Source organism: Sorangium sp. So ce367 (assembly GCF_051520455.1).
Lineage (GTDB): Bacteria > Myxococcota_A > Polyangia > Polyangiales > Polyangiaceae > Sorangium > Sorangium cellulosum_B.
The window spans coordinates 12380626-12402676 of the sequence record NZ_CP150334.1 but is presented as its reverse complement, the minus strand read 5'-3'; the positions used below and the strand labels follow the sequence as shown (position 1 = coordinate 12402676).

The window sequence follows — 22051 nt, the reverse complement described above, 5'->3', positions numbered from 1 at the left end:
CAGCCATTCCGGATCAGACTGGCCTCCATCTCCTCGCGCTCGGCCTCCCAGCGCGCCTCCGTTGTGCGGCGTGTCGCGTGGAATGATACTGACGCATCGATGCGTCCGCCCGCCGATCCGACCGAGGAGACGAAGTCCTTCGCGGCCACGTCCGCGACGCCGGCCGGAGCGCGCCCACACCTGCTCGTGATCCAGGGCGGATCCTCGTCGCGCTTCTCGTTGCCAGCGAGCGGCGCGGTGCTCATCGGGCGCGCCGCGGAGGCCGATCTCCGCATCGATAGCAGCGCGATCTCCCGGCGGCACGCGCGGCTCATGGTGGCCGACGGGGAGGTGCGGATCGCCGATCTCGAGAGCCACAACGGCGTGCGCGTGAACGGCGAGCGGATCGAGGGGGCGCGGGCGCTCCGCTCCGGGGACGTGATCACGCTCGGCGAGCTCGCGCTGATCCTGCGCTGCGAGGCGCGGGTGAGCCGGCGGGTGGCGGACGCCGCACAGCTGCGCCAGCGGCTCGAGGAGGAGATCGAGCGCGCCGCCGATTATGGCTCTCCGCTCGCCGTGGTCGCCGTCCTGCTCGGCGATGGCGCGCGGCCCGAGGCGGGCCAGCGGGCCATCGCCTCCGTGCGCCTCATGGACACCGTCGGCCTGGGCGGCGCCGCGCAGCTCGCCGCGGTCTTTCCGGAGCTCACCGGCGACGCCGCGCTCGCCGCCGCGGCCGACCTCGTGGCGGCGCTCGCCCCGGTCGCGCCGGCGCTGCGCGCGGGCGTCGCCTGCCTCCCTGCGGACGGCTGCGACGCCGACACGCTGCTCTCCATCGCCCGGGCGGCCGCCGAGGCCGCGGCCCCGGGCGGCGTCGCCTCCGCGGCCGCCGCCACGGTGCAGCACCGGCTCGGGGAGCAGACGCTGCTGCTCGCGGATCCCGCGATGATCCGGCTCTACGATCTCATCCGGCGGCTCGCCCAGAGCGACCTGCCTGTCCTCGTGCTCGGCGAGACGGGCGCGGGCAAGGAGAACGCCGCCGCCGCCGTCCACCACTGGTCGCGGCGGGGCGACGGGCCGTTCGTCCCGCTCAACTGCGCCACCTTGCCCGAGGCCCTCGTCGAGAGCGAGCTGTTCGGCCACGAGAAGGGGGCCTTCTCCGGCGCGGCCGCCGCGAAGCCGGGGCTCCTCGAGCGCGCCAGCGGCGGCACCGTCTTCCTCGACGAGGTCGGCGAGCTGCCCCTCGGCGCCCAGGCGAAGCTCCTGCGGGCGCTCGAGGCGAAGCGCGTCACGCGCCTCGGAGACGTGCGGGAGCGCGAGGTCGACATCCGCGTCGTCGCCGCGACCAACCGCGACCTCGAGGCCGAGTGCAAGGCGGGGCGCTTCCGGCAGGACCTGCTCTTCCGCCTGGGCGCCGCCACGGTCGACCTGCCGCCGCTCCGGCAGCGGCCCCGCGAGATCCCCATCCTTGCGCGCGCGTTCCTCGCAGCGGCGCGCGATCGGCTCGGCGCGCCGCCGGCCGAGCTCTCCGACGCGGCGCTCCGCCTGATCACCGCCCACGCGTGGCCGGGCAACGTCCGGGAGCTGAAGAACGCCATGGAGTTCGCGGCCGCGACGATGCAGGGCGACCGGGTCGAGGTCTGGGATTTCCCGCAGCGCGCCGCGGGGCGAGCCGCCGAGGAGCAGCCCTCGCCCGGGGCGGCGACGGCGCCGCCGCCTCCGGCCGAGCTCCGACGCTTCACGCCCATCGCGGAGGAGCTGCGGCAGATCGAGCGCCGGCGCATGGCGGAGGCGCTCGAGGCCACGGGCGGCGTGCAGACCCGCGCGGCGGAGCTCATCGGCATGCCGATTCGCACCTTCGTGTTCAAGCTCAAGCAGTACGGCCTCTCGCAGCGAGCGATGAAGTCGAGATCGTGAGCGCGCCGCGGGGAGGGACGACGCAGCCGTGAGCGCGAACGGGCCCGCGCAGGGTGCGGCATGGAGCCCCCCCGAGGAGTTCGAGGAGTACCGGATCGTGAGCCCCCTCGGGCGCGGCGCGATGGGTCGCGTCTACCTCGCCGAGGATCGGCTGCTGGCGCGGCGCGTCGCCATCAAGTTCATCGCGACCGAGTCCCCGTCCGACGCGGCCCGCGAGCGCTTCTTCGCCGAGGCCCGGGCGATCGCGCGGCTCTCGCACCCGAACGTGGTGGCCGTGCACCGCGTCGGCGAGGTGCAGCGGCGGCCGTTCCTCGTCTCCGAGTACGTGCGCGGCCGGAGCCTGGACCGGCTCGACAAGCCCGTCCGCTGGCAGGAGGCGCTCGCCATCGGCGTCGCGCTCGCGCGGGGCCTCGCCGCCGCGCACCGGAGCGGGGTGCTCCACCGCGACATCAAGCCGGCGAACGCGATCATCTCGGACGAGGGTGAGGTGAAGCTGCTCGATTTCGGCCTGGCGAAGCTCCTGCCCGTGGCGGGCGAAGCGGCGGCGCTCCTCGAGGCGCGCGCCGCGGCCGTGGACAGCGGCGCCGCCGCCGGGAGCGGCGGGGACACGGGAGCGACGACCGGCGATCTTCTGGAGACGACGAGATCGCACGAACCGAGACGCGCGCGCCCCGGGGCGGTGGATGCCACCACGTCGCTGCCGGCGGAGGGCCCCCGCGCCGACGACGGCGGCGCGACCGTGTCGGATGAGCCCGGGGCCGCGCGCCCCCAGGCCGCGGAGACGACGGTCCCTCGCGCGCCGGGCGCCCCGCGCGCCGGGGTCGCTCGCTGCGACGGCGAGGATGTCGTCGGCACGCCGCTGTACATGGCGCCCGAGGTGTGGCGCGACGAGCCCCCGAGCCCGCGCGCGGACGTCTACGCCCTCGGCGTGCTGCTCTACGAGCTCTGCGCCGGCAGGACGCCCCACCACGGCGCCGCGCTGGCCGACCTGCCTCGCCTTGTGCAGGAGGTCGCGCCGCGGCCGATCGCGCGGCTCGCGCCGGATCTCGATCCGCGGTTCGCCGCCGTCATCGATCGCTGCCTCGAGCGCGATCCCGCGCGGCGCTTCGGCTCCGGCGACGATCTCCGGGAGGCGCTCGAGCAGCTCGTCGCCCGCCGCGCCGAGGCGACCGCGCCGGAGGGCAACCCCTACCGCGGGCTGCTCGCCTTCGAGGCGGAGCACCGCGGGCTCTTCTTCGGCCGCGACGCGGAGGTCCGCTCGATCCTCGACCGGCTGCGGGCGCAGCCGTTCGTCCTGGTCACGGGCGACTCCGGCGCGGGCAAGTCGTCGCTCTGCCGCGCCGGCGTGCTCCCCGCCGTCGCGGAGGGCGCGCTCGGCGAGGGCGGCGCGTGGGCGATCGCCTCGGCGCGGCTCGGCCCGCGCCCTGTCGAGGCGCTCGCGGCGGCGCTCGGCCCGCTCGCGGGCGAAGGCGAGCGCGAGCTCACCGAGCGGCTCCGCGCCGAGCCGGCGGCCCTCGGCCGGGAGCTCCGCCGGCGCGGGACCCCGGTGCTGCTCTTCCTCGACCAGCTCGAGGAGCTCTGCGCGCTCGCGAGCGCCGCCGAGGCGGCCCTCGCAGCCGAGATCCTCGCCGGGCTGGTGCGCTGGGGCGGCGGCGTGCGCGTGCTCGCGACGGCGCGCAGCGATTTCCTCGGTCGCCTCGGCGCGCTGCCGGGCCTCGGCGACGAGCTGTCGCCGGCGCTCTACCTCCTGCGCCCGCTCTCCCCCGAGCGGCTGCGGGACGCGATCGTCGGCCCTGCCGCGGCGAAGGGGTTCCGCTTCGCCGCAGGCGTGGTGGAGGCGCTGGTCGCAGAGGCCGCGCGCGCGGATGGCGGCCTCGCGCTCCTCCAGTTCACCCTCGCCGAGCTCTGGGACGCCCGCGACGAGGCGCGCCGCGAGATCCCCGCGGCGGCGCTCGCGGCGCTCGGCGGCGTCACGGGCGCGCTGGCGCGCCACGCCGACGGCGTCCTCCGCGCGCTCTCCCCCGAGCAGCGCGCGGCCGCGCGGAGGATCCTGCTCGCGCTCGTGAGCCCGGAGGGCACGCGCGCGCACCGGACCGACGCCGAACTGCTCGGGCCCGAGCTCGCCGCGACGGCGCGCGGGCCCGGATCGAGGACGGCCGCGCGGGCGGCGCTCGACGCGCTCGTGCGAGGGCGGCTGCTCGTCGCCCGCGAGGCGGAGGCCGGGGCGCAGAGCGCCTACGAGATCGCGCACGAGGCGCTGATCCGGGGCTGGGACACGCTGCACGGCTGGCTCAGCGGCGACGCCGAGCGCCGCGCCGTCGTCCACCGGATCGAGCGCGCGGCCGCCGAGTGGGAGCGGCTCGGCCGCCCCGCCGACGCGCTCTGGGGAGACCGGCAGCTCCGCGAGCTGCGCGGCGTCGCGGACGAGGCGCTCGCGCCGCGGGAGCGGGCCTTCCTGTCGGCCTCTCGCCGCGCGGCGCGCCGGCGCTCGGCGGCGCGCTGGGCCGCGGCGCTCGGCGTTCCTCTGCTCGTCGGCGCCGCCGTGGTCGCCGCGCGTCTGAGCGCCGCGCGGGCGCTCGACCGGCGGGTCGACGCGCATGTGGGCCAGGCGTCTCGCGCGCTGGCCGAGGCGCGGGCCGGATCGGGGCGGTCGAGCGCCCTCGGACAGGACGCGCTCGCCCGGTTCGCCGCGGAGGACACCGCCGGGGGCGAATCGACGTGGCAGAACGCGCGCGCCGCCGCCGCGGAGGCCGATCGCGCCTACGCGCGCGCGTCGCAGGAGCTCGAGGTCGCGCTCCGCCTCGGCGACGGGGACCGGGCCGACGCGCGCGCGCTCCTCGGCGACGCCCTGTACGAGCGCGCCGCGCTCTCGGAGCGCGAGCGGCGCTTCGAGCAGCGCGACGAGCTCATCAGCCGGCTCGCCGCCTACGACGACGGGGGCGAGCGCCGGCGCCGCTGGGGCGCGCCAGCGCGGCTCGCCGTGGGCACCGCGCCGGCCGGCGCCGAGGTGACGCTGCGGCGGTTCGAGGTGGCGGGCGGCCGCCGCGTCCTGTCGGCGCCGCGCGCGCTCGGCACGACGCCCCTCGAGGATCTCGAGATCGAGCAGGGATCGTTCGTGCTCTCCTTCACGGCGCAGGGGCGCGCGCCGGTCACGCTGCCCCTCCTGCTCGAGCGGGCCCAGGTCGAGCGCATCGACGTCGCGCTTCCGGACGAGGGCGCCGTCCCCGAGGGCTTCGTCTACGTGCCTCCCGGGCGCTTCCTCTTCGGGATGGAGGAGGGAGAGCTGCGGCGCATGCTCAACTGCCAGCCGCTCCACGCGGCCGAGACGGGCGCTTACCTCATCGCGCGGCGCGAGGTCACGCTGGCCGACTGGATGGCGTACCTGCGCGCGCTGCCGCCGGAGGAGCGCGCGCGGCGCACGCCCGCGGCCCAGAAGGACTGGCACGCGCTGGAGCTGCGCCAGGCCGAGGGCGGCGGCTTCGAGCTCTCGATGCGGCCCACGGCGCAGGAGTACCGCGCGCGCGAGGGCGAGCTGCTCCGCTACCCCGGGCGCGCGCGGCGCGCCGTCCAGGACTGGCGCCTCTTCCCCGTCGCCGCGGTCTCCTTCGAAGACGCGCTGGCCTATGTGGCCTGGCTGGCCGGCACCGGCCGCGTGCCCGGCGCGCGGCTGTGCACGGAGCTGGAATGGGAGCGCGCCGCCCGCGGCGCCGACGACCGGGTGTATCCCGGCGGAGACCGGCTGGAGCCCGACGACGCCAACCACGACGTGACCTACGGCCGCGAGCCGCTCGGCTTCGGGCCCGACGAGGTGGGCGCGCACCCGGCCTCCGACAGCCCCTTTGGCGTCCAGGATCTCGCGGGCAACGTGTGGGAGTGGACGGTATCTGCCGGGCGCGACGGCGAGCCTGTGCTCCGCGGCGGCAGCTGGTATCAGGACGCGGCGTCGAGCGCGAGCAGCAACCGCGAGGTGGCCGAGCCGACGCTCCGCAACCCGCTCATCGGCCTGCGGCTCTGCGCGACGCCTCGGGCTCCGGCGGGCTCCGGTCCCGGGCGCTGAGCCACCCTTGCTTGCTCGGCAGTACTTGCGTGCTGGAGCGTGTGCCCGGAGAGCAAGGTTTGCTCGACCTGCCGCGAGCGCGCCGCCGGCGAGGCGGCTGGGGCGGCACGCCGATTGCCAGACACGGTGCGCGGCGCGGGCCCGCGCGTAGGGCGAGGCGCGAGCGCCGGATGAGCAAACGAGAGGCAGGCTTCAAGATGACGCTTTTCACGGGATCCAGGGTGGAGACGCGGCGGGCCGGCGTGTGCGGCGCAGCGGGCGGCGCGTCGCAGTTGCGGCGGGCGGGGCGCGCCGCGGTCGTCGCGCTGCGGGGCGCGGCCATCCTGCTGGGCGCCGCGTGCGTTGGCGAGGATCCGGCCGATGAGCTCTCCCTCGCCGAGGAGGTCGGAGCGCTGGCGAGCGAGGCGCAGAGCGGCGAGACCAGCATGGCGCTGGATGCGACGATCGCGCGGCGGTCGCTCAAGGCGTGCGTGTCGTGCATGGAGTTCAATGATATCCTGTCCGCCGACGAGCTGAGAAATCGCTGGGGACAGCAAGGGAGGACGCTCCACGGCATCATGGACGGCGGCGATTGCGAGGCCATGGAGGTGCCCAGGAGCTTTTCCCTGAGCAGCGCAGCCGACGCGGCTGGGGCGCACATCCCCGATGTCCAGGTCCGTCAGGGCAGGCTCGTCAGCAGCAGCGGCGCTGTGGAGTGGAAAGGAGCGCGTTTCCAGGCGAGCGTCCGCTGCGCCGGCGGCGCGGGGACTCTCCCTGTGACCGCCGTCATCACGGAAGTGCTCCCCGGCGCGAGCCAGTTCGAGCGCGCCGATCGGCCTGACAAGTACCGCGTGATGCTCATCGATCCACAAAGCGGCGCCTCGTTCCCGGCGTGTCGCAACCCGGAGGACCGGACCCGTGGCCATCTGGCGATCGCGCTCCCCGGCGTCTGGAACGAGCACGGGAACCTCGAACACGACCTCGACGCCTTCACGTTCGCCTGCGTGACGTCCGCCGCGGCCAAATGCGACGATTGGGGCTACGGGCACGCGGGCATCCGAGCGGTCGATGTCTCGAAGCTGCGCGTCCACGAGGCGTGCACTCGGATGGCGCGCGCCGATTACTGCGGCACCGGGGGCACGTGGACGCGCGACAGCACGACGATCGGGTTCTGGGACAGTGCGACTGTGGCGGGCGCAGAAGAAGCGTATCCGCCGCAGGCTCCGGGCTTCGAGTTCGAGGCGGCGTGGACCGCGGAAGGGGCGCTATGCATGCATCACCCACGCTGGCCAGACCGGTCACCCATGTGTAAAAAAGAGATCCCTTTCTGCTACTCGGCGGAACAGGCCAGCAACCGGCGCGACAAGTCTCTGCTGCTGTTCAACACGTCCAGAACCGAGGGCAACACGATCGGGCTGCCCCCCACCCTGCCCATCGACCTGTAAGCAGCACCCCTCCAGTCCGGGCGGCCAAGCGGCCCCGCGCCGCCCATCCCCGGAGCGCGCGGTCTCCCCGGCTCACGCCTCCTGGCGGAACGCGGCCACGAGCCAGTTGACGTGACGACCGGTGTCGTCGTCGCTCGAATGGCGCTTGAACAGCGGCATCCTCAGGATACGCACGTGATCCTGGAGGTTCGTCTTGAAGGGCGAGCCCTGGATGGGCGTCCCGTCGGGCCGAACCTGCCGCCCCTCGATCTTCATCTTCTTCAGCACCTCGAGGGACGCGAGCCGCAGGAGCTCATAGGCCCTGCCCGGGTCCTTGCAGCTCACGGAGACGATGAGCTTGCCGAACGTCGGGTCCTTGTTCACGAGGACGTCCCCCGCCTCGAAGCCGCAGTCGAAGCGGACCTTCAGATCGGTGAGGCCCTTCTCCTCGAGCGCCTCGCGGATCGGGTCGGTGTCGGGGAGCGCGATGCGATCGAAGATACCCGCGTTGGGCAGGAACAGCCCTTTGCCGCCGTCCCGCGAGTCCCTGAGATCGGGATTCCAGCTCTCCGCGTTGATGCGGAACTCGCGGCTACAGTGGGTCTGCACCACGTGGTCCTGCTCGAAATCGATGGGTTGCCCGTCCGCGATGCGCATCTGCCACGCGACGAGGTTCACGGGGACGCGGCTGCGCTTCCGCTTGATGGCGTAGCTCTCCTCGCTGACGGGGTGCTCCACCTGGATCCGCGTGTTCATCTCCAGGAAGTAGAACTTCCCTTCCTTGAACATCAGCTCGACGGTGCCCGCGCCCACGTAGCCCACGCGGTCCGCGATCTGCACGGCGAGCCCGCAGATGCGGTCTTCCAGGCCCGGGTACCGCCGGAGCAGGGCCGGCGGCGCCTCTTCCTGGATCTTCTGGCTCGCGCGCTGCTCGCTGCAGTCGCGCATGCCGAAGTGCCGCGCGTTGCCGTAGCGATCCCGCAGCACCTGCACCTCCAGGTGGATCGTCTCCGGGATGTTCTGCTCGAACATCACGCCCGGCTGCCAGTTGTACGCCTTGATCTCGCCGAGGACCTTCTGGATGGCCTGAGGCACCTGCTCCACCGTCGGGATGACGGCCTGCCCGCGGCCGCCGCCGCCGTTGGCGGCCTTCAGCCGCCCTGGGAACGTGAAGCGCCCAGCCGCGTGGGCCTCGAGCACGATCCGCTGGATCTCGCCCGGATCGTCGCTGTCGATGACGATGCCCGGCGTCACCGCGGTCGGGTCGAAATCCTGGGCCATCAGGCGGAATTTGCGCTTGTCGCCGGCGCTCTCCACCACGTCCTGCATCGGGCCGACGAAGACGATGTTCTTCTGGCGGAAGTGCCGGATGGCCGCGGCGTTCTCCGCCAGCGGGCCGTACCCGGGATAGAGCCCCGCGCGCGACAGCTCGTCCTGCCAGCCGTCGCCGAAGCGCCGCTCGAACTCGGCCCTCACCTTGTCCGCGATCTGGGTGAAGTTCGCGTAGCTCTCGCGGAAGCTCCCCTCGAGCCCCACCCCGAACCCGCCGCCCTCCCGCGCGATCCGCAGCTGCAGCGCGTTCGCGTCGTCCTGCAGGCTGTAGAGGACCACGGGGATCTTGCCGAGCGCGATCGCCTCCCGCGTCGCCCGCACGCCCATCTCGCCCTTGTCCGCGACGAGGATGTACTTGAGCTGGCCCGCGCTCACCGTCGTGGCGGGGTAGCTGTCCAGGCGATGCACGGCGGCGTACAGGAGATCCAGCACCTGCGCGTCCTCCCGCAGGAGGTCGCCGGCCCGGGAGCGCAGGAGCTCCGCCGCCTGGTCGCGGAGCGAGGGCTCGTCCTGCTCCAGGATCAGGAACTTGAGGAGCCGCTCGTCGTCGAATTCACGCCGCTTCAGCGCCCGGAGCAGCCCGCCCTCCAGGTAGCGAGCGAACCCGTCGCGGTCCGCGGCCGTGATCGCCGCGCGCGTGTCCCGGATCCGCGCGAGCAGGCCCTCCGCCGCCGCGAGGAGCTCCTGCACCCGCTCCTCGTCGAGGAGCGCCCTGCGCAGCGCCGCTTCCAGGGGGCGCTGCCAGCCGAAGTGCGTCCTCCACACCTCGCCGTTGGCGATGAGGTACCGCAGCCCGAGGAGGCGGTGCGCGTCCTGGCCGCCGGCCAGCGTGCCCAGATCGAGCAGCACGAAGCCAGGGACGCCCATCGCCGTGGTGAACGCCTCCATCGAGGACACATAGCCGCCTCGGGGCAACACCAGCTTCCACGACGGGAGCAATTGAACTTCGTTGCGGGCGGGTAGAGAGCTGGTGCGGACGGCGGTGGTCATCCTGAGCGGTTCTCCGGCGCGGCGAGCGACCAAGCAAGCGCAGAACCGCCAGGGGTGTCAAGCATGTCCACCGCGCTCGGCCGAGCGCGATCGACGTGGACGGGCGCCCCCCGCTCTACGGGGTCGGGCTCGCGTCCGGGGCCGGCGGAGGCTGGGGCGGCGGGGCCGCTTGCTCCTCTTCCGCGGCCGCCTCCTCACCGGACTCGCCGGAGACGATCCGCTGGACGTCCTCGCACCGGCCGTCCGGGTACTTGGCCACGTACTCCTTGGCCATCTGAGAGGCCTCTTCCTTGTGGCCGGCGACCACCTCGGCGCGGATGCGCTTGCAGAACGAGTCCTCCGCGAGGTTGCCCTCGGGCGACAGCGAGCGCGCCTGCTCGTAGTACTTCGCCGCCAGCGCCTGCTCGCCCATGCTCGCGTACAGATCGCCGAGCTTGTAGGCCGCGATCGGCGCGTTCGCGTCGCTCGGGAAGCCCTCGACCACGCGCGCGAACGCGCGCATCGCCGCGGCGCGATCGCCGCCCTTCCCGCGCAGGAGGTCGCTGAGGTCCATCAGCTCCCTCGCCGTCTTCGCGGAGGCGATGGCGCCGTCGATGCCGCCGCTCTGCTGCTGCAGGCTCTGCAGCGCCTCGGCGACGTTGCCCGCGTTGTACCGCGCGCGCCAGTCCGGCGCGGCCGAGGCGGCCGGCGCGGCGGCCACCGGCGGCTCGATCGGCGCGACCTCCGCGCTCGAGCGCGGGAGCGACGAGGCGCGGGCGCGCCGCGGCTCCGGCGGCGCCACGACCGCGATCCGCTGCCGGATCGGCACGCCCTCCTCGGCGTCGCCGCGCCCGAGCTCCCGCGAGCCGGCCGGCGACGTGAGCTTGACCGAGCCATCCGCGACGTTGACGTCGATCGCGTCCACGTTGTGCTTCACGCGCAGCACGCTGCCCGCCGCCGCCGCGAGGCGGGCCTCGCCGGCGACGATCGCGAGCGCCGCCGTGCGCGTCCCGCTCACGGTGTCGAGCCACGCCTCGCCCTGCACGAGCCGCAGCGTCAGCGCGCCGCCGTCCGCCTGCTCGACCTCGACGGTCGTGCCCGCCGTCAGCGAGATCCTCCCGCCGCCCGGCAGCTGGAAGGTGCGCCCCTGCGAGCCCGCGGCGAACACGTCGACGAGCGACGGCGCGTCGTCGGCCGGCGCCACGGCGGTGGGCCCGGGCGCCGCGCGCTCGTCGCTCCAGATCGCCTTGCCGAGCCACAGGCCGCCGCCGAACGCCGCGAACGTCGCCGCCGCGAGCATCGCGGCCATGCCCGCGCGCCGCGGCGACGAGCGCTCGCGCGCCCCGAGGTCGTGCTCGATGCGGTCCCAGACGCGCGCGATCCGCTCCTCGGTCGCGTGGTCGCGCAGATCTGCCGGGGCGATCCGGGGTAGCCCTCGCCGGCTCATGATGAGACCTCGCTGCTGGTTGAATCTACAAAATGACCGTCGAGGAAGTGTTGCGCCCGCGAAATCCGCCGCTTGACGGTCGCGAGCGAGCAGTCCGTCATCTGCGCGACCGTCTCGAGATCGTGCCCCTCCACCGAGCGGAGGATCCACGCGATCCGGTCGTCGGCCGGCAACGTCTGGAGCAGGGCGTAGATCTGCGCGATCTGCGCGCGCGCGTGGGGCGACGCGGCCGGGCTCGCCAGGGCGTCGAGATCGACCGGCTCGCTCGACTTGCCCATCCCGAGCACGCCGAGCAGCCGCGCCCGCCGCATCCGCGAGCGGACCTTGTGGACGATGATCGACCCGAGCCACGCGCGGAACGCGGCGGGATCCACGAGATCGTCGAGGCGCTCGAAGGCGCGGAGGAACGCGTCGTGGACGATGTCCTCCACGTCGCGCGCAGAGCCCTCGATGCGCGTCGCGAGGTGGATGGCGAAGGCGACGTGTCGCCGGTAGAGCTGCTCGAGCGCGCCCGAGTCCCGGCGGGCGCCGAGCACCACGAGCTGCGCGTCCGGCAGCTCCGCGAGGCCCGCTCCGCGCTCGGCCGGCCCGGCCGCGGCGGAGGACCGCCGGTCCTGGGCGCGCCGGCCCTCGCCGCGGCCGCGCTCCTCCGGAGCGAACGCGGGCCCGGCGTCGCCCATGTCCGCCTGGGCCTCCGCGGCCGGGGCAGCCGGGGCGGCAGGTTCGACAAGGCGCAAGCGCCCTCGCTGAGGTCTCAGAGCCATGCGTTCGTACCAGGGGACATGACTGGAAATGTACAGCAGACGGTGATCGCGGTGCCCTCGCGGGAGGCGGAGCAGCGGCCCGGGCGGAGCGCCGGGCCCTGAGCTCCTGTCCAGAGCGGCATCAGGAGCGCCCCGAGGTTCCCACACTTTTCTAGACGCCTGGTCGGGCCCGGGCGGCTCATCGAAAAAACTGTGAGCCGTTCTGGCCCCCCGCGGCGTCTGGGTGGTGGCCGCCGGATTTGCGTGCGGTTCACACGCCTGTTGGTTGAGGGTGGTCTACCCGCCCCATTTTCGGAGGATTCCATGAAGAAGCTCGTTCTTGCGCTCGTCGCCGTGTCGTCCCTCGTCGTCGCCTGCGGCGGCAGCGCCCCGGCCCCGACCGACCCGGGCGCGGCTCCGGCGGCTGACCCGGCGGCGGCTCCGGCGGCTGACCCGGCGGCGGCCCCCGCGGCTGACCCGGCGGCGGCCCCCCCGGCCGACCCGGCGGCGGCCCCCCCGGCCGAGGCCCCCAAGCAGTGAGCTCTCTGCGCGGCACGTCGCTTCCTGAGTGAAGCGCGCACCGCGGAGCGCTTTGGGCGACGCCTCTCCGGAGGCGCCGCCCTCTTTCATTTTGTGCCGCTCGGTCGCGCATGCGCCCACGCCCCGCGGCTTCAGCGCCGGCGCGCCCGTGCTTTGGCGCCCCCCGCGGGGCGTCTCCATGTATGTTCCGTCCGCGCGCGTTCCCGTGGACGGCTCATCGCGGCGCCGCTGCAGCCCACGAGCCGGTCCCGCTTTTTCTGACAACCCGACCTCTCGTGTCCCCGGGGCTGATCGTATGGGTACCACAAGCCGGCTGAGCTTCCTGCTGCGGTCCGGGCGGCATCGCCCTGGCTTCCTCTCCTCGCGCGCCTTCGCCTGGTCTGCGCTCGTCGCGCTCGCGGGGGCCTCGCTCGGGGCGGGCTGCGGCCGCACCGAGACGTGGGAGTACGACAGCTCGTCCGGCGCCGAGCCCCCGGCGTGCGGCGACGGCGCCTGCAACGGCGCGGAGGACTGCCGCTCCTGCGCCCCCGACTGCGGCCCGTGCCAGGGCCCGGGGTGCGGCGACGGCGCCTGCTCGGGGACGGAGACGTGCTCGAGCTGCGCGAGCGACTGCGGCCCGTGCCCGGGGTGCGGCGACGGCGCCTGCAACGGCGCGGAGGACTGCGGCAGCTGCGCCGAGGACTGCGGCCTCTGTCCGCGCTGCGGCGACGCCGCCTGCGATCCGGCGAGCGAGTCGTGCTCGACGTGCCCGGGCGACTGCGGCGTGTGCCCGAACTGCGGCGACGGCGTGTGCAGCGGCGCCGAGACGTGCGCGACGTGCGCGGGCGACTGCGGCGTCTGCCAGGGCTGCGGCGACGGCGTCTGCTCGCCGCGGGAGGACTGCCGCTCGTGCGCCCCCGACTGCGGCGTCTGCGAGGCCTGCGGCAACGGCGTGTGCAACGGCGGGATCGAGAGCTGCTTCTCTTGCCCGGACGACTGCGGCGCCTGCGCCACGTGCGGCGACGGCATCTGCTCGGGGACGGAGACGTGCGCGTCCTGCCGGCGCGACTGCGGCGTGTGCTCGGTGTGCTCGAACGGCGTCTGCGAGAGCTTCGAGACCTGCGGCATCTGCCCCCAGGACTGCGGCGTGTGTGAGCCCGTGGACTGCCAGGAGGTCGTCACCTGCGCCGCCCGGTGCATCGACAGGGACCGGATGCCGCCGGAGTTCAGCGTCGCGTGCGTCTCCAGCTGCATGTCGCGGGGCTGCCCCAACGCTCAGTTCTTCGCCGATCAGGCCCTCTCGTGCGCCTTCAGGTCGCTCGCCGCCTGCAACGGCGACTTCGCCTGCATCCAGAAGCGGTGCGGCGTCGAGCTCTCGGCCTGCGCCCGGTCCACCTGCTGATCTCGCCCCGGGGCCGGCGCGGGCGTCCGCGTCTTGCGCCCTCGGCCGCCCTCGGCCGCCCTCGCCTCACGCGTCGTCGAGCAGCTCCTTGGCCGTCAGCTCGCTGGCCGCCCGCCCGTGCTCGTACTCGAGCAGGCCGAGCGAGGCGTAGCGCGGCCGCATCCGCGCGGACAGAAGGCCGATCCGCTTCAGGTTCGGCACGATCCGCCGGAACATCGTCCGGCGGAAGAACCCCATCAGGTCGCTCTTGAGCATGAGCTCGTCCCACGCGCAGCGCGTCATGCGGTGAGCGTAGAACTCGTCATAGAACTCGTGCGCCAGGAAGCGGTTGCGCAGGAGCACCGACAGGTCGAACGCCCAGTCCTCACGCTCCCTCCGCGCCCGCTCGTCGATGCCCTCGCGGTAGAACCTGCTCAGCGCGAGCACCCCGTAGTGGACGTGGCGCGCCTCGTCGGTGATCACCGACCGGAGGACGTCCTTGAGGAGCGGCTCGCTCGTCACCTGTCGAATCGAGCCGAACGCGCCGAGCGCCAGGCCCTCGATCATGATCTGCATGCCGAGGAACTTCATGTCCCACCGGCCGTCGCTCATGATCGCGTCGATGACGACATAGAGGTTGTCGTTGATCTCGTAGAGCTTCTCCAGCTTCTGCGTCAGGTAGGCGTGGAACACCTCGACGTGCCGCCCCTCGTCGGCGACCTGCGTGCTCCCGTAGAGCTTCGCGTCGAGCGACGGCACGCACTCGGTGATCTGCGACGCCGCGAACAAGGCGCCCTGCTCGCCGTGCAAGAACTGGCTCAGCATCCAGGAGAGCAGCCCGTGGCGCTGCGTCGCGCGCTCCCGCTCGGAGAGCCTGCCCCAGGCGGGCAGCTTGGACGGCGGCATCCAGCTGTCGGGCAAGAGCGGCATTGCCGGATCGAGCCAGTCGACGCTCCGCGACCAGTCGAGGTCTGTCGCAGCGTCCCACTGGGACGTCTTGGCGAGGTGGTAGAGCCTCGCCATGTCGGGGTCGTCCCGCCCGTAACTCCAGTTAAAGCTGGCCTCGTATCCAACCGAGATATCGGTCGAGACCACGCCCTTGCCCCGCCGCTGGACGAAGCCGCGGAAGGCGGGCCCGAGGAGCGAGGCGAGCACACGGACGTTACCGCTGCTCGACGCGTCGCGAAGGAGAGGGGCGGAATCAAGGAGGGTCTGGAGTGCTTGCTGGAGGCGCATGGACATGAGAGCTTTCCGGAGCGGCGAGGCGCGGGTGCGAGGTCGAGCGCCCCGCGGGCGGCCCTTATAATGGCACCTATCGTGGAGCGGCAATCGCCCGTCGCTCGTTTTTGCGTCGTCATATCGACTCCGGGAGCTCCCGAGTCGGCCAGGGGGTCCACGCCGAGCGCGCGCCCGTCGCCGGCCTGACATCGCGCGTCGCGGGGGCGCGGCGCGCGTCGCTGAAGGGCCGACGCTGGCCGCGTCAGAGCGCGCGGCACCGCAGCGTCGGCGCCGGCGAGGAGCAGTGCCCGGAGAGCTCGCCGATCAGCAGGAGCCCGGGCGGCCCCGCGGAGAGCTCGAGTCCGCCGATCCCGCGGACCGCCGCCTCCGTCGCGCAGAGCGCGTGCACCGCGTCGACGGGCGCCCACGCCCCGACCCGGGCCAGGTCGCCGCCGATGATCTCCGGGTGGTTCGCCGAGCGCACCACGACCTGCCCGGCGTGCAGGCACAGGTTCGTGTGCACGCGCGTGTCCGGGCCGCTCCTCAGCGCGATCTCCTCGTGGAGCGAGGCGGCGATCTCGATCACCGCCGCGCGCTCCAGCAGCGACTCCCGCAGCTCGCCGGAGAGGAGCCGCACGGCGAGGATCTCGCTGCCGGTCACGGAGACCAGCGTGAGCCCGGCGTCCCGGAGGCGCTCCTCCGCGAGGTCGAGCACGAGGCCGAGCTCCTCGGCGAGCGCGTCGTCGAGATCGTCGGCGTCGGTGCGCACCCGGAGATCGAGGTAGATCGCGATCGCGTCGGTCTGGAGCTCCGGCATGCTGCTCCGCCCCGACGTCGGCTCGCCGACCGCCTCGCGCAGCGTGTAGAGGAAGCTCTTCACCGAGGGATAGCGGTGCTCCGGCTGCTTCTCCATGCAGCGCAGCACCACCGCGTCGAGCGCGGGCGGCAGCGGGGTCCGCCGGCTCGGGCGCGGCGCGGGCTCCTCCAGGTGCTGCCGGAGCAGCTCGGTCGCGTCCGGCGAGTAGAACGGGAGCTTGCCCGTGAGGAGCCTGTGCAAGAGGACGCCGAGCGCATACACGTCCACGCGCGCGTCGAGGACGCCGCCGAGGATCTGCTCGGGCGCCATGATCGTGAGGGTGCCAGGCGCCCTCCCCGCCGTGGTGAAGCCGCTCGCCCCCTCGTCCGGCTCCATCAGCTTGGCGATCCCGAAATCGAGGAGCTTGACCGCCCGCGGGGCGCCCCGCGAGACGAAGATGTTGCTGCCCTTCACGTCGCGATGGATGATCCCGGCCGCGTGCGCCGCGTCGAGCGCCGAGCAGACCGGCTCGAGCAGCTCGAGCGCCTGCTCCGGCGAGAGCCGCCCCTCCTGCCGGAGGAGCACGTCGAGCGTCACCCCGTCGAGGTGCTCCATCACATAAAATGGCCGGCCGTCCGCGAGCTCGCCGGCGTCATGAATCTCGACGATCCCGGGGTGATTGAGCAGCCGCACCACCTCGATCTCGCGCAGGAAGCGCTTCACCATCTTCGGCGACGCGGCGAGCGTCCCGTGGAGCACCTTCATCGCCACGCGCGCGCCGGTCTGGAGGTGAATGGCCTCGTACACAGCCCCACATCCGCCCCGGGCGATGGGCGACACAATGCCGTACGCACCCGCCCGCGTGCCGCACGGCAGCTCGCCTCGGGAAAAGGACCTCTCCTCCAGTGAAAATGCCCGCGTCTCGTTATCTCGTGTCGCCAAAGCATCCATCGTCATAACCCCCCCGATGCGACTAAGGACTCACCCGAGCGAGGATTTTCTCCGCGCCAGACGGCCGGGTTGGCGCTACACGCCGCTTCGCCAAGTGGTACAGTAAATCCATCGTTATCCTTACGGTAGCCTATTCCATCTGCTAGCAGAACGGGCGCGGAGGGGGACAGATGAAGAGGCGAATCCGAGCGCTGTGCGCACACACATTTCTGTTGGCTTCAGTGCCGTGCTGCGGTGGCAGCGACGGATTTCCCGCGGAGTGGGGGTCGGTCGACGAGGTCTCAAGTGCGCTCGTGAATCACAACGCGCTGAACCCGAACGCCCTCAACCCGAACGCCCTCAACCCGAACGCCCTCAACCCGATTGCGCTCGCCCCGAACAGACTCGCCTCGAACGCCATCTCGGCGGCGGTCCGCGCCGCCATCACCCGCCCAGGGGAGCTCGGTGCGATGTCCAGGCAGCTCCTTCAATACATCGTCGGCTGCGCGCTGACCCCGTCGCAGTCGTTCAGGTTCTCGTGGCGCGACGAGCGCGGCGAGCTGCGCGAGGAGGTCTACCCGGGTTACCTCGGGCTCGCGGCGAGCTGGGCCATCGCGCCGCTGAGCGAGTCCCGGGAGCAGTGGGTCTCGGCCTGCGTGGCGTCGCGCGCCAACCGGGCCGGCGTCTCCGTGATGATCTCGTCGCGCGCGGCGCACCTCGCCCTCAGGCACCCGGACGCGAGCGAGGTCGAGTCGTATCCGGTGGAGGAAGGCGCGTTCTGGGGCGATCTCTTCGCGACCCCGCCCCGCCTCTATGCCTGCTACAAAGAATCCAACGTGGAGAGCTCTCGGGCCCTCAGCAGGGACTGCGCCGCGGGGCTCGCCGAGCCCGGAGGGGGCGTCCGAGAATGCCCGAACATTCACATCGTGGGCTCATGCGATCTCGCGTGTGACGCGCTCAGCGCGGCCGGCGGCCATCGCCCGAGCTGCACCGACGATCGAGGCGAGTCGTGGCCCGCGGTGATTACGACGTTCCTGCCATGAGGCCCCCATGTTGCCCGATGCTCGTCGAGGCGGAAGCGCGGCTCGCTCCGGGGCGCCCACCGCGCCCACCGCGCGGTGCAAGGAGTGCGGCAGGCGCGTCGCGCACGCGGATCCGGGGTGTCCGGAGCACGGCCCCGTGGTGCGGCAGGCGAGCCCCGAGCCCGGCGCGCCCGGCGGCGCGGACGAGCCCAGCGGCAGCTGGCTGAGCGCGACCGCGCTGCCCAGCATCGAAGGCTACCGGGGCGTCCGGCTCGCCGGCGCAGGCGGGTTCGGGGCCGTGTTCGCGGCCGAGCCCGAGGAGGGCGGCCCGACCGTGGCGATCAAGGTCGCGCGCGCCGACCAGCCGGACGCGAGCGCGCGCCTCGTCAAGGAGATGCGGGCCCTCTACGACGTCGGGCCGCCCCACGTGCCCGCCGTCTACGGGTGCGGCCAGCTCGCCTCGGGCGCGCCGTACTTCGTCATGGAGTACCTCGACGGCCCCACGCTCGCCGACCGCCTCGTGGCGCGCGGGGTCGCCGGGCCGATGCCGGCGCGCGAGGCGTGCGCCCTCGCGCGCGCCGCGCTCCGGGCCCTCGAGGCGATCCACGCGCGCGGCTACGTGCACCGCGACGTCAAGCCGGAGAACATCTTCGTCGCCGGCGCGCCGCTCGCCGCGCGCGCCGGAGACGGCGGGCACCGCGCCACCATCATCGATCTCGGCCTCGCCGCGGGGCACCGCGAGCCGTCGCCCCGCCTCACCGCCGAGAGCGACGCGCCCGGCACCGCCGAGTACATGGCCCCCGAGCAGTGCGACGGCCGCGGCGACGTCGATGCGCGCGCGGACGTGTACGCCCTCGGCGCCGTGCTGTTCGAGCTGCTCACAGGCAAGCCGCCGTTCTGGGGACCTCCCGCCCTGGTGCGGCAGGACCACCTCGGCCGCCGCCCCCCGCGGCCCTCCCTGATCGCGCCGATCTCGCGCTCGCTCGAGGAGATCGTGCTCCGGTGCCTCGCGAAGGACAGGGGCCAGCGCTTCGCGAGCGCCGCGGCGCTCGGCGCCGCCCTGGAGAGCTTCGAGCGCGGCCAGGAGCGCCGCCCCTCGCGCGTCAGGGGCCCCACCACCGATCCGCCGCCGCCGAGCGCCCGCAGCGTCGAGCGGCGCGCCGTCGCGCTCCTCTTCTTCGAGGCCGAGCTCGACGTCGTGGCCCTCCAGCGGAGGCTCAGCGCGCTGGGCGGCGAGCTCGCCCACGCCGCGGGCGGCCGCTTCGTCGCCGTCTTCGATCACGCGGACGGCGCGAGCCCGCTGCGCCGCGCGGCGCACGCCGGCCGCGAGCTCGAGCAGCAGCGCGTCCTCTCCCGCGGGCTGCTCGACCTCGCGACCGTGTCCGTCCAGCCGCGGCCCGACGGCACGCGGCGGTTTTTGAGCCCGCTCTTCCACCGCGAGGATCGGCTCGCGGCGGGCGGCCCTCTGGGCCTCACCCTGTCGCCGGCGGCCGCGGCGGCGCTCGGCGACGACGCCTCCCAGGCCCCGGGCGACGGCCTCCCCCCGCCAGGACCGGCCTCCGCCCAGCCCGGGCTGGGCGCCGCCCTGCCCGACGCCGACACCGCGTTCGACTCGAGCTCCCAGCCGCTGTTCGGCCGGAGCGACGTGCTCGACGCGCTGGTCGCGGGCGCGCGCGACGCCGTGGCGACCGCGACGCCCACCATCGCCAGCGTCATCGGCGTGGCCGGCCACGGCAAGAGCCGCCTCGCCGGCGCGCTCGCGCAGCGGCTGCGCGCGATCGAGGGGCGCGCCGAGGTGATCGAGCTCCGGACCGGCGAGCCGGTCGCGGGCGGGGCCGATCGCGTCGTCCGGGAGATCCTGCAGCGGGCGCTCGCGCTGCCGTCGTCCCCTCCGGCGGACGGCGGCAGCGCGCTCCTCCGGCGCCGCCTCGCGGGCGCGCAGCAGGCGCGGCTCGGGGCCGCCGTGGCGCTCGCGCTCGGCTGGATCAGCGACGACCCGCTCGCCGAGGAGCGCTACCCGGAGCTCCGCGCGCTCTCCGCGGCGCCCGGCGCGCTCCGCGCCGCGCTCTCCGTGGCCGCCGGCGAGGCCCTCCGCCGGCGATCGCGCCGGACGCCGCTCTTCGTGGTGCTCGACGACGCGCACGTGGCCGACGACGCGGCGCTCGCCGCGCTCGAGTACGCGGCGCTCGCCGAGGCGCAGGCGCCGCTCTTCATCTGCGCGTTCGGGCGGCCGAGCTTCGAGAGCGCGCGCCCCTCCTTCGGCGAGCGCGCCGCGCGCCGCGAGACCTACCGCCTCGAGGCGCTCGATCGCGAGAGCGCGATCGCCCTCTGCCGGCGGCTGCTCCTGCCCGCGGAGGACGTGCCCGAGCCCGCGGTCGCGCACCTCGTCGAGCGCGCGCAGGGCGTCCCGCTCCTGCTCATCGAGCTCGTGCGCGGCCTCAAGCGGGGGGGCGTCGTGCGCCGGCACCCGCGGGGCGACGCGTGGTACCTCGCCACCGACGAGCTCGATCGGCTCCCCGACATGCCGCTCCTCGACTGGCTCGCGCTCGGCGAGATCGACGCGCTCCCGCCCGCGCTGCAGGCGCACGCGCGGCTCATCGCGCTGCTCGGCCCCGACGTCGCGGTCGCCGAGGTGGCCGGCGTGCTCCACCGGCTCGACGAGCACGGCGAGGCCGACGACCTCCCGCTCGACGCCGCGGTCGCCGTGAAGCGCCTGATCGCCGCGGGCCTCCTCGTCCAGGACCGGCGGGGCCGCATCGGCTTCCGCCACGCGCTGGTCCGCGAGGCGGTGGCCCGCGGCGCGCCCGAGCCGCTCCGCCGGCGCGTCCACCTCGCGGCCTTCAAGCTGCACCGCGACGCCGCGAGCGACGAGGCCGGCGAGCGCGACGCGCCGCACCTCAAGAACGATCGCCTCATCCCGTTCGCGCACCACGCCGCCCAGGCGGGCCTCGGCGAGATCGCGGAGATCGCCTACCTCACCCTCGCGGAGCGCGCGCGCGCCCGGCACGCCTACCTCGACGCGGAGACGCTCTACACCCGCGCCCTGGAGCAGCCGATCGAGCCGACGGCCCCCGGCGGAGGCCCGCCCAGCCGCCGCGCGCCGGGCGGGGTGCGCCCCGACCGCGCGGCGGCGCACCGGGGCCGCGGCCTCATGCGCTACCGCCTGGGCCGCTACCACGACGCGCTCGCCGATTTCGCCAGCGCGCGGGCCATCGCGCGGGCGCGCGGCGACATCCGGGCGCAGATCGACATCCTGCTCGACGAGGCCACGGCGCTCGACTGGATGGACGAGTTCAAGAGCTCCGAGGAGCGCGTCGAGGAGGCGGGCGTGCTCGCCGACGAGATCACGCTGTCGCCGGCGCTCACCGCGCGCCTCGCGCTCGGCGCCGGGCGCACGCTCCACCGCTTCAGCCGGGAGGAAGAGGCGGCCGCCGCGCTCGAGCGCGCGGCGGCGTCGGCCGCCTCGCTCGGCGACGACGGGTACGAGACGCTCGTCATCTCGCTGCTCATGCTCGGCTTCGTCCTCCAGGGGCTCGGCCGGCTCGACGACGCCGAGGACGCGCTCGGCCGCGCGATCGCGCTCTGCGAGGCGCACCACGACACGCTGCACCTCTGCGTCGTGACGAACAACCGCGCGCTCCTCTGGGCGTGCCGCGGCGACAAGGCCCGGATGATCGCCGACCTCGAGCGGGTGCTCGCGCTCGCGCGCGACCTCGGCCAGGGCGCGCTGGAGCGGGTCGGCGAGTACAACCTCGGCGAGTACCTCTACCTCATGGACGACCTCGCGGCGGCGGGGCCGCACATCGATCGCGCGCTCGAGATCGAGCGGCACCGGTTCTGCGGGGTGTGCCGGCCTGTCGCCTTGCTCCTCAAGGCCCGGTTCCTCTTCTTTTGCGGCGAGCAGGCCGAGGCGCGCGCGCTGTTCGAGCAGATGCGCGAGATGCAGGAGCGAGCCAGCGCCGAGGGCCAGGCCGACGCGCTGATGGTCCCCTCGGAGGCGGTGCTCTGCGCCATGATCGATCTGGCCACGCAGGGCGGGGGCTCCGCGGACGACGCCGCGTGGGACGCGCTCGTGGACCGCTCGGCCCAGAGCTCCGTGGGCCAGGAGCACATCGAGGTCCTCGAGATCCGCGCGGTGACCGCGCTGCGCCGCGGCCGGCTCGCCGCCGCGCGCGGCGCGCTCTCGGCCGCGCTCGAGGCCGCGGAGCGCATCCCGAACGTGATGGGCGACCGGCTGCGCCGCCACGCCGCCGCCATCGCCGAGCGCGAGGCGGCGGAGGCCGCCCTGGATCAGGCGACGCAGCCGGCGTAAGCAGGCCGCCCGGGCGCCGCCTCCCCGCG

Annotated in this window: 12 protein-coding genes; 7 read left to right on the top strand and 5 right to left on the bottom strand. The window is 74.2% G+C overall.

All coding sequences use genetic code 11. The features are described from left to right. Positions 1-99 precede the first annotated feature (99 nt). The 3 genes from WME97_RS46950 to WME97_RS46940 all read left to right on the top strand — a co-directional run bounded on the left by WME97_RS46950 (position 100) and on the right by WME97_RS46940 (position 7374). Positions 100-1893 (top strand): sigma 54-interacting transcriptional regulator, encoded by a 1794-nt coding sequence (locus tag WME97_RS46950; protein ID WP_437547605.1) that lies wholly within the window; start codon positions 100-102, stop codon positions 1891-1893. A 28-nt stretch (positions 1894-1921) separates the two neighbouring features. Beyond that, positions 1922-5950 carry an nSTAND1 domain-containing NTPase gene (locus WME97_RS46945; protein WP_437547604.1) on the top strand — a complete coding sequence of 1343 codons (4029 nt, stop codon included), beginning with the start codon at positions 1922-1924 and terminating at the stop codon, positions 5948-5950. A gap of 170 nt (positions 5951-6120) precedes the next feature. Continuing rightward, on the top strand, positions 6121-7374 hold the full coding sequence (locus WME97_RS46940) for an ADYC domain-containing protein (RefSeq protein WP_437547603.1): 1254 nt from the start codon (positions 6121-6123) through the stop codon (positions 7372-7374). Between the two features lie 72 nt (positions 7375-7446). On the opposite strand, the gene WME97_RS46935 is transcribed toward WME97_RS46940, so the two are convergent. From WME97_RS46935 to WME97_RS46925, 3 genes are all read right to left on the bottom strand, one after another. After that, on the bottom strand, positions 7447-9675 hold the full coding sequence (locus tag WME97_RS46935; RefSeq protein WP_437547602.1) for a biotin carboxylase N-terminal domain-containing protein: 2229 nt from the start codon (positions 9673-9675) through the stop codon (positions 7447-7449). 115 nt (positions 9676-9790) lie between these two features. After that, a complete protein-coding gene (locus WME97_RS46930; protein WP_437547601.1) occupies positions 9791-11101 on the bottom strand; it encodes a FecR domain-containing protein in 1311 nt (436 codons plus the stop codon). Further along, the gene (locus WME97_RS46925) at positions 11098-11838 is read right to left on the bottom strand and encodes an RNA polymerase sigma factor (protein ID WP_437547600.1); all 741 of its coding nucleotides are present in this window, start codon (positions 11836-11838) and stop codon (positions 11098-11100) included. The genes WME97_RS46930 and WME97_RS46925 overlap by 4 nt, the downstream gene beginning before the upstream one ends. Positions 11839-12168: 330 nt before the next feature. Between WME97_RS46925 and WME97_RS46920 the strand changes: the two genes are divergently transcribed. After that, the gene (locus WME97_RS46920; protein ID WP_437547599.1) at positions 12169-12384 is read left to right on the top strand and encodes a hypothetical protein; all 216 of its coding nucleotides are present in this window, start codon (positions 12169-12171) and stop codon (positions 12382-12384) included. A 295-nt stretch (positions 12385-12679) separates the two neighbouring features. Beyond that, positions 12680-13765 carry a hypothetical protein gene (locus WME97_RS46915; protein ID WP_437547598.1) on the top strand — a complete coding sequence of 362 codons (1086 nt, stop codon included), beginning with the start codon at positions 12680-12682 and terminating at the stop codon, positions 13763-13765. A gap of 66 nt (positions 13766-13831) precedes the next feature. Here the strand turns inward: WME97_RS46915 and WME97_RS46910 are convergent, their stop codons facing one another. Next, complete coding sequence (locus WME97_RS46910) at positions 13832-14986, bottom strand: ferritin-like domain-containing protein (protein WP_437547597.1); 1155 nt, start codon at positions 14984-14986, stop codon at positions 13832-13834. Between the two features lie 238 nt (positions 14987-15224). Further along, positions 15225-16709, bottom strand: a complete 1485-nt coding sequence (locus tag WME97_RS46905) for a serine/threonine-protein kinase (RefSeq protein WP_437547596.1) — start codon at positions 16707-16709, stop codon at positions 15225-15227. Positions 16710-17002: 293 nt separating this feature from the next. Here WME97_RS46905 and WME97_RS46900 point away from each other — a divergent pair, with 293 nt between their 5' ends. Both WME97_RS46900 and WME97_RS46895 read left to right on the top strand, forming a co-directional pair. Continuing rightward, positions 17003-17731 (top strand): hypothetical protein, encoded by a 729-nt coding sequence (locus WME97_RS46900; protein WP_437547595.1) that lies wholly within the window; start codon positions 17003-17005, stop codon positions 17729-17731. A gap of 7 nt (positions 17732-17738) precedes the next feature. After that, a complete protein-coding gene (locus WME97_RS46895; protein ID WP_437547594.1) occupies positions 17739-22022 on the top strand; it encodes a serine/threonine-protein kinase in 4284 nt (1427 codons plus the stop codon). The last annotated feature ends 29 nt before the right edge of the window (positions 22023-22051 follow it).

What these genes read in the sequence shown, in the direction of transcription:
- WME97_RS46950 (WP_437547605.1), top strand. Translation starts at nt 100, where the DNA reads ATGCGTCCGCCCGCCGATCCGACCGAGGAGACGAAGTCCTTCGCGGCC.
- WME97_RS46940 (WP_437547603.1), top strand. Translation starts at nt 6,121, where the DNA reads ATGAGCAAACGAGAGGCAGGCTTCAAGATGACGCTTTTCACGGGATCC.
- WME97_RS46930 (WP_437547601.1), bottom strand. Translation starts at nt 11,101, where the DNA reads ATGAGCCGGCGAGGGCTACCCCGGATCGCCCCGGCAGATCTGCGCGAC.
- WME97_RS46910 (WP_437547597.1), bottom strand. Translation starts at nt 14,986, where the DNA reads ATGTCCATGCGCCTCCAGCAAGCACTCCAGACCCTCCTTGATTCCGCC.
- WME97_RS46895 (WP_437547594.1), top strand. Translation starts at nt 17,739, where the DNA reads ATGTTGCCCGATGCTCGTCGAGGCGGAAGCGCGGCTCGCTCCGGGGCG.
- WME97_RS46920 (WP_437547599.1), top strand. Translation starts at nt 12,169, where the DNA reads ATGAAGAAGCTCGTTCTTGCGCTCGTCGCCGTGTCGTCCCTCGTCGTC.
- WME97_RS46935 (WP_437547602.1), bottom strand. Translation starts at nt 9,675, where the DNA reads ATGACCACCGCCGTCCGCACCAGCTCTCTACCCGCCCGCAACGAAGTT.
- WME97_RS46915 (WP_437547598.1), top strand. Translation starts at nt 12,680, where the DNA reads ATGGGTACCACAAGCCGGCTGAGCTTCCTGCTGCGGTCCGGGCGGCAT.
- WME97_RS46905 (WP_437547596.1), bottom strand. Translation starts at nt 16,709, where the DNA reads ATGGATGCTTTGGCGACACGAGATAACGAGACGCGGGCATTTTCACTG.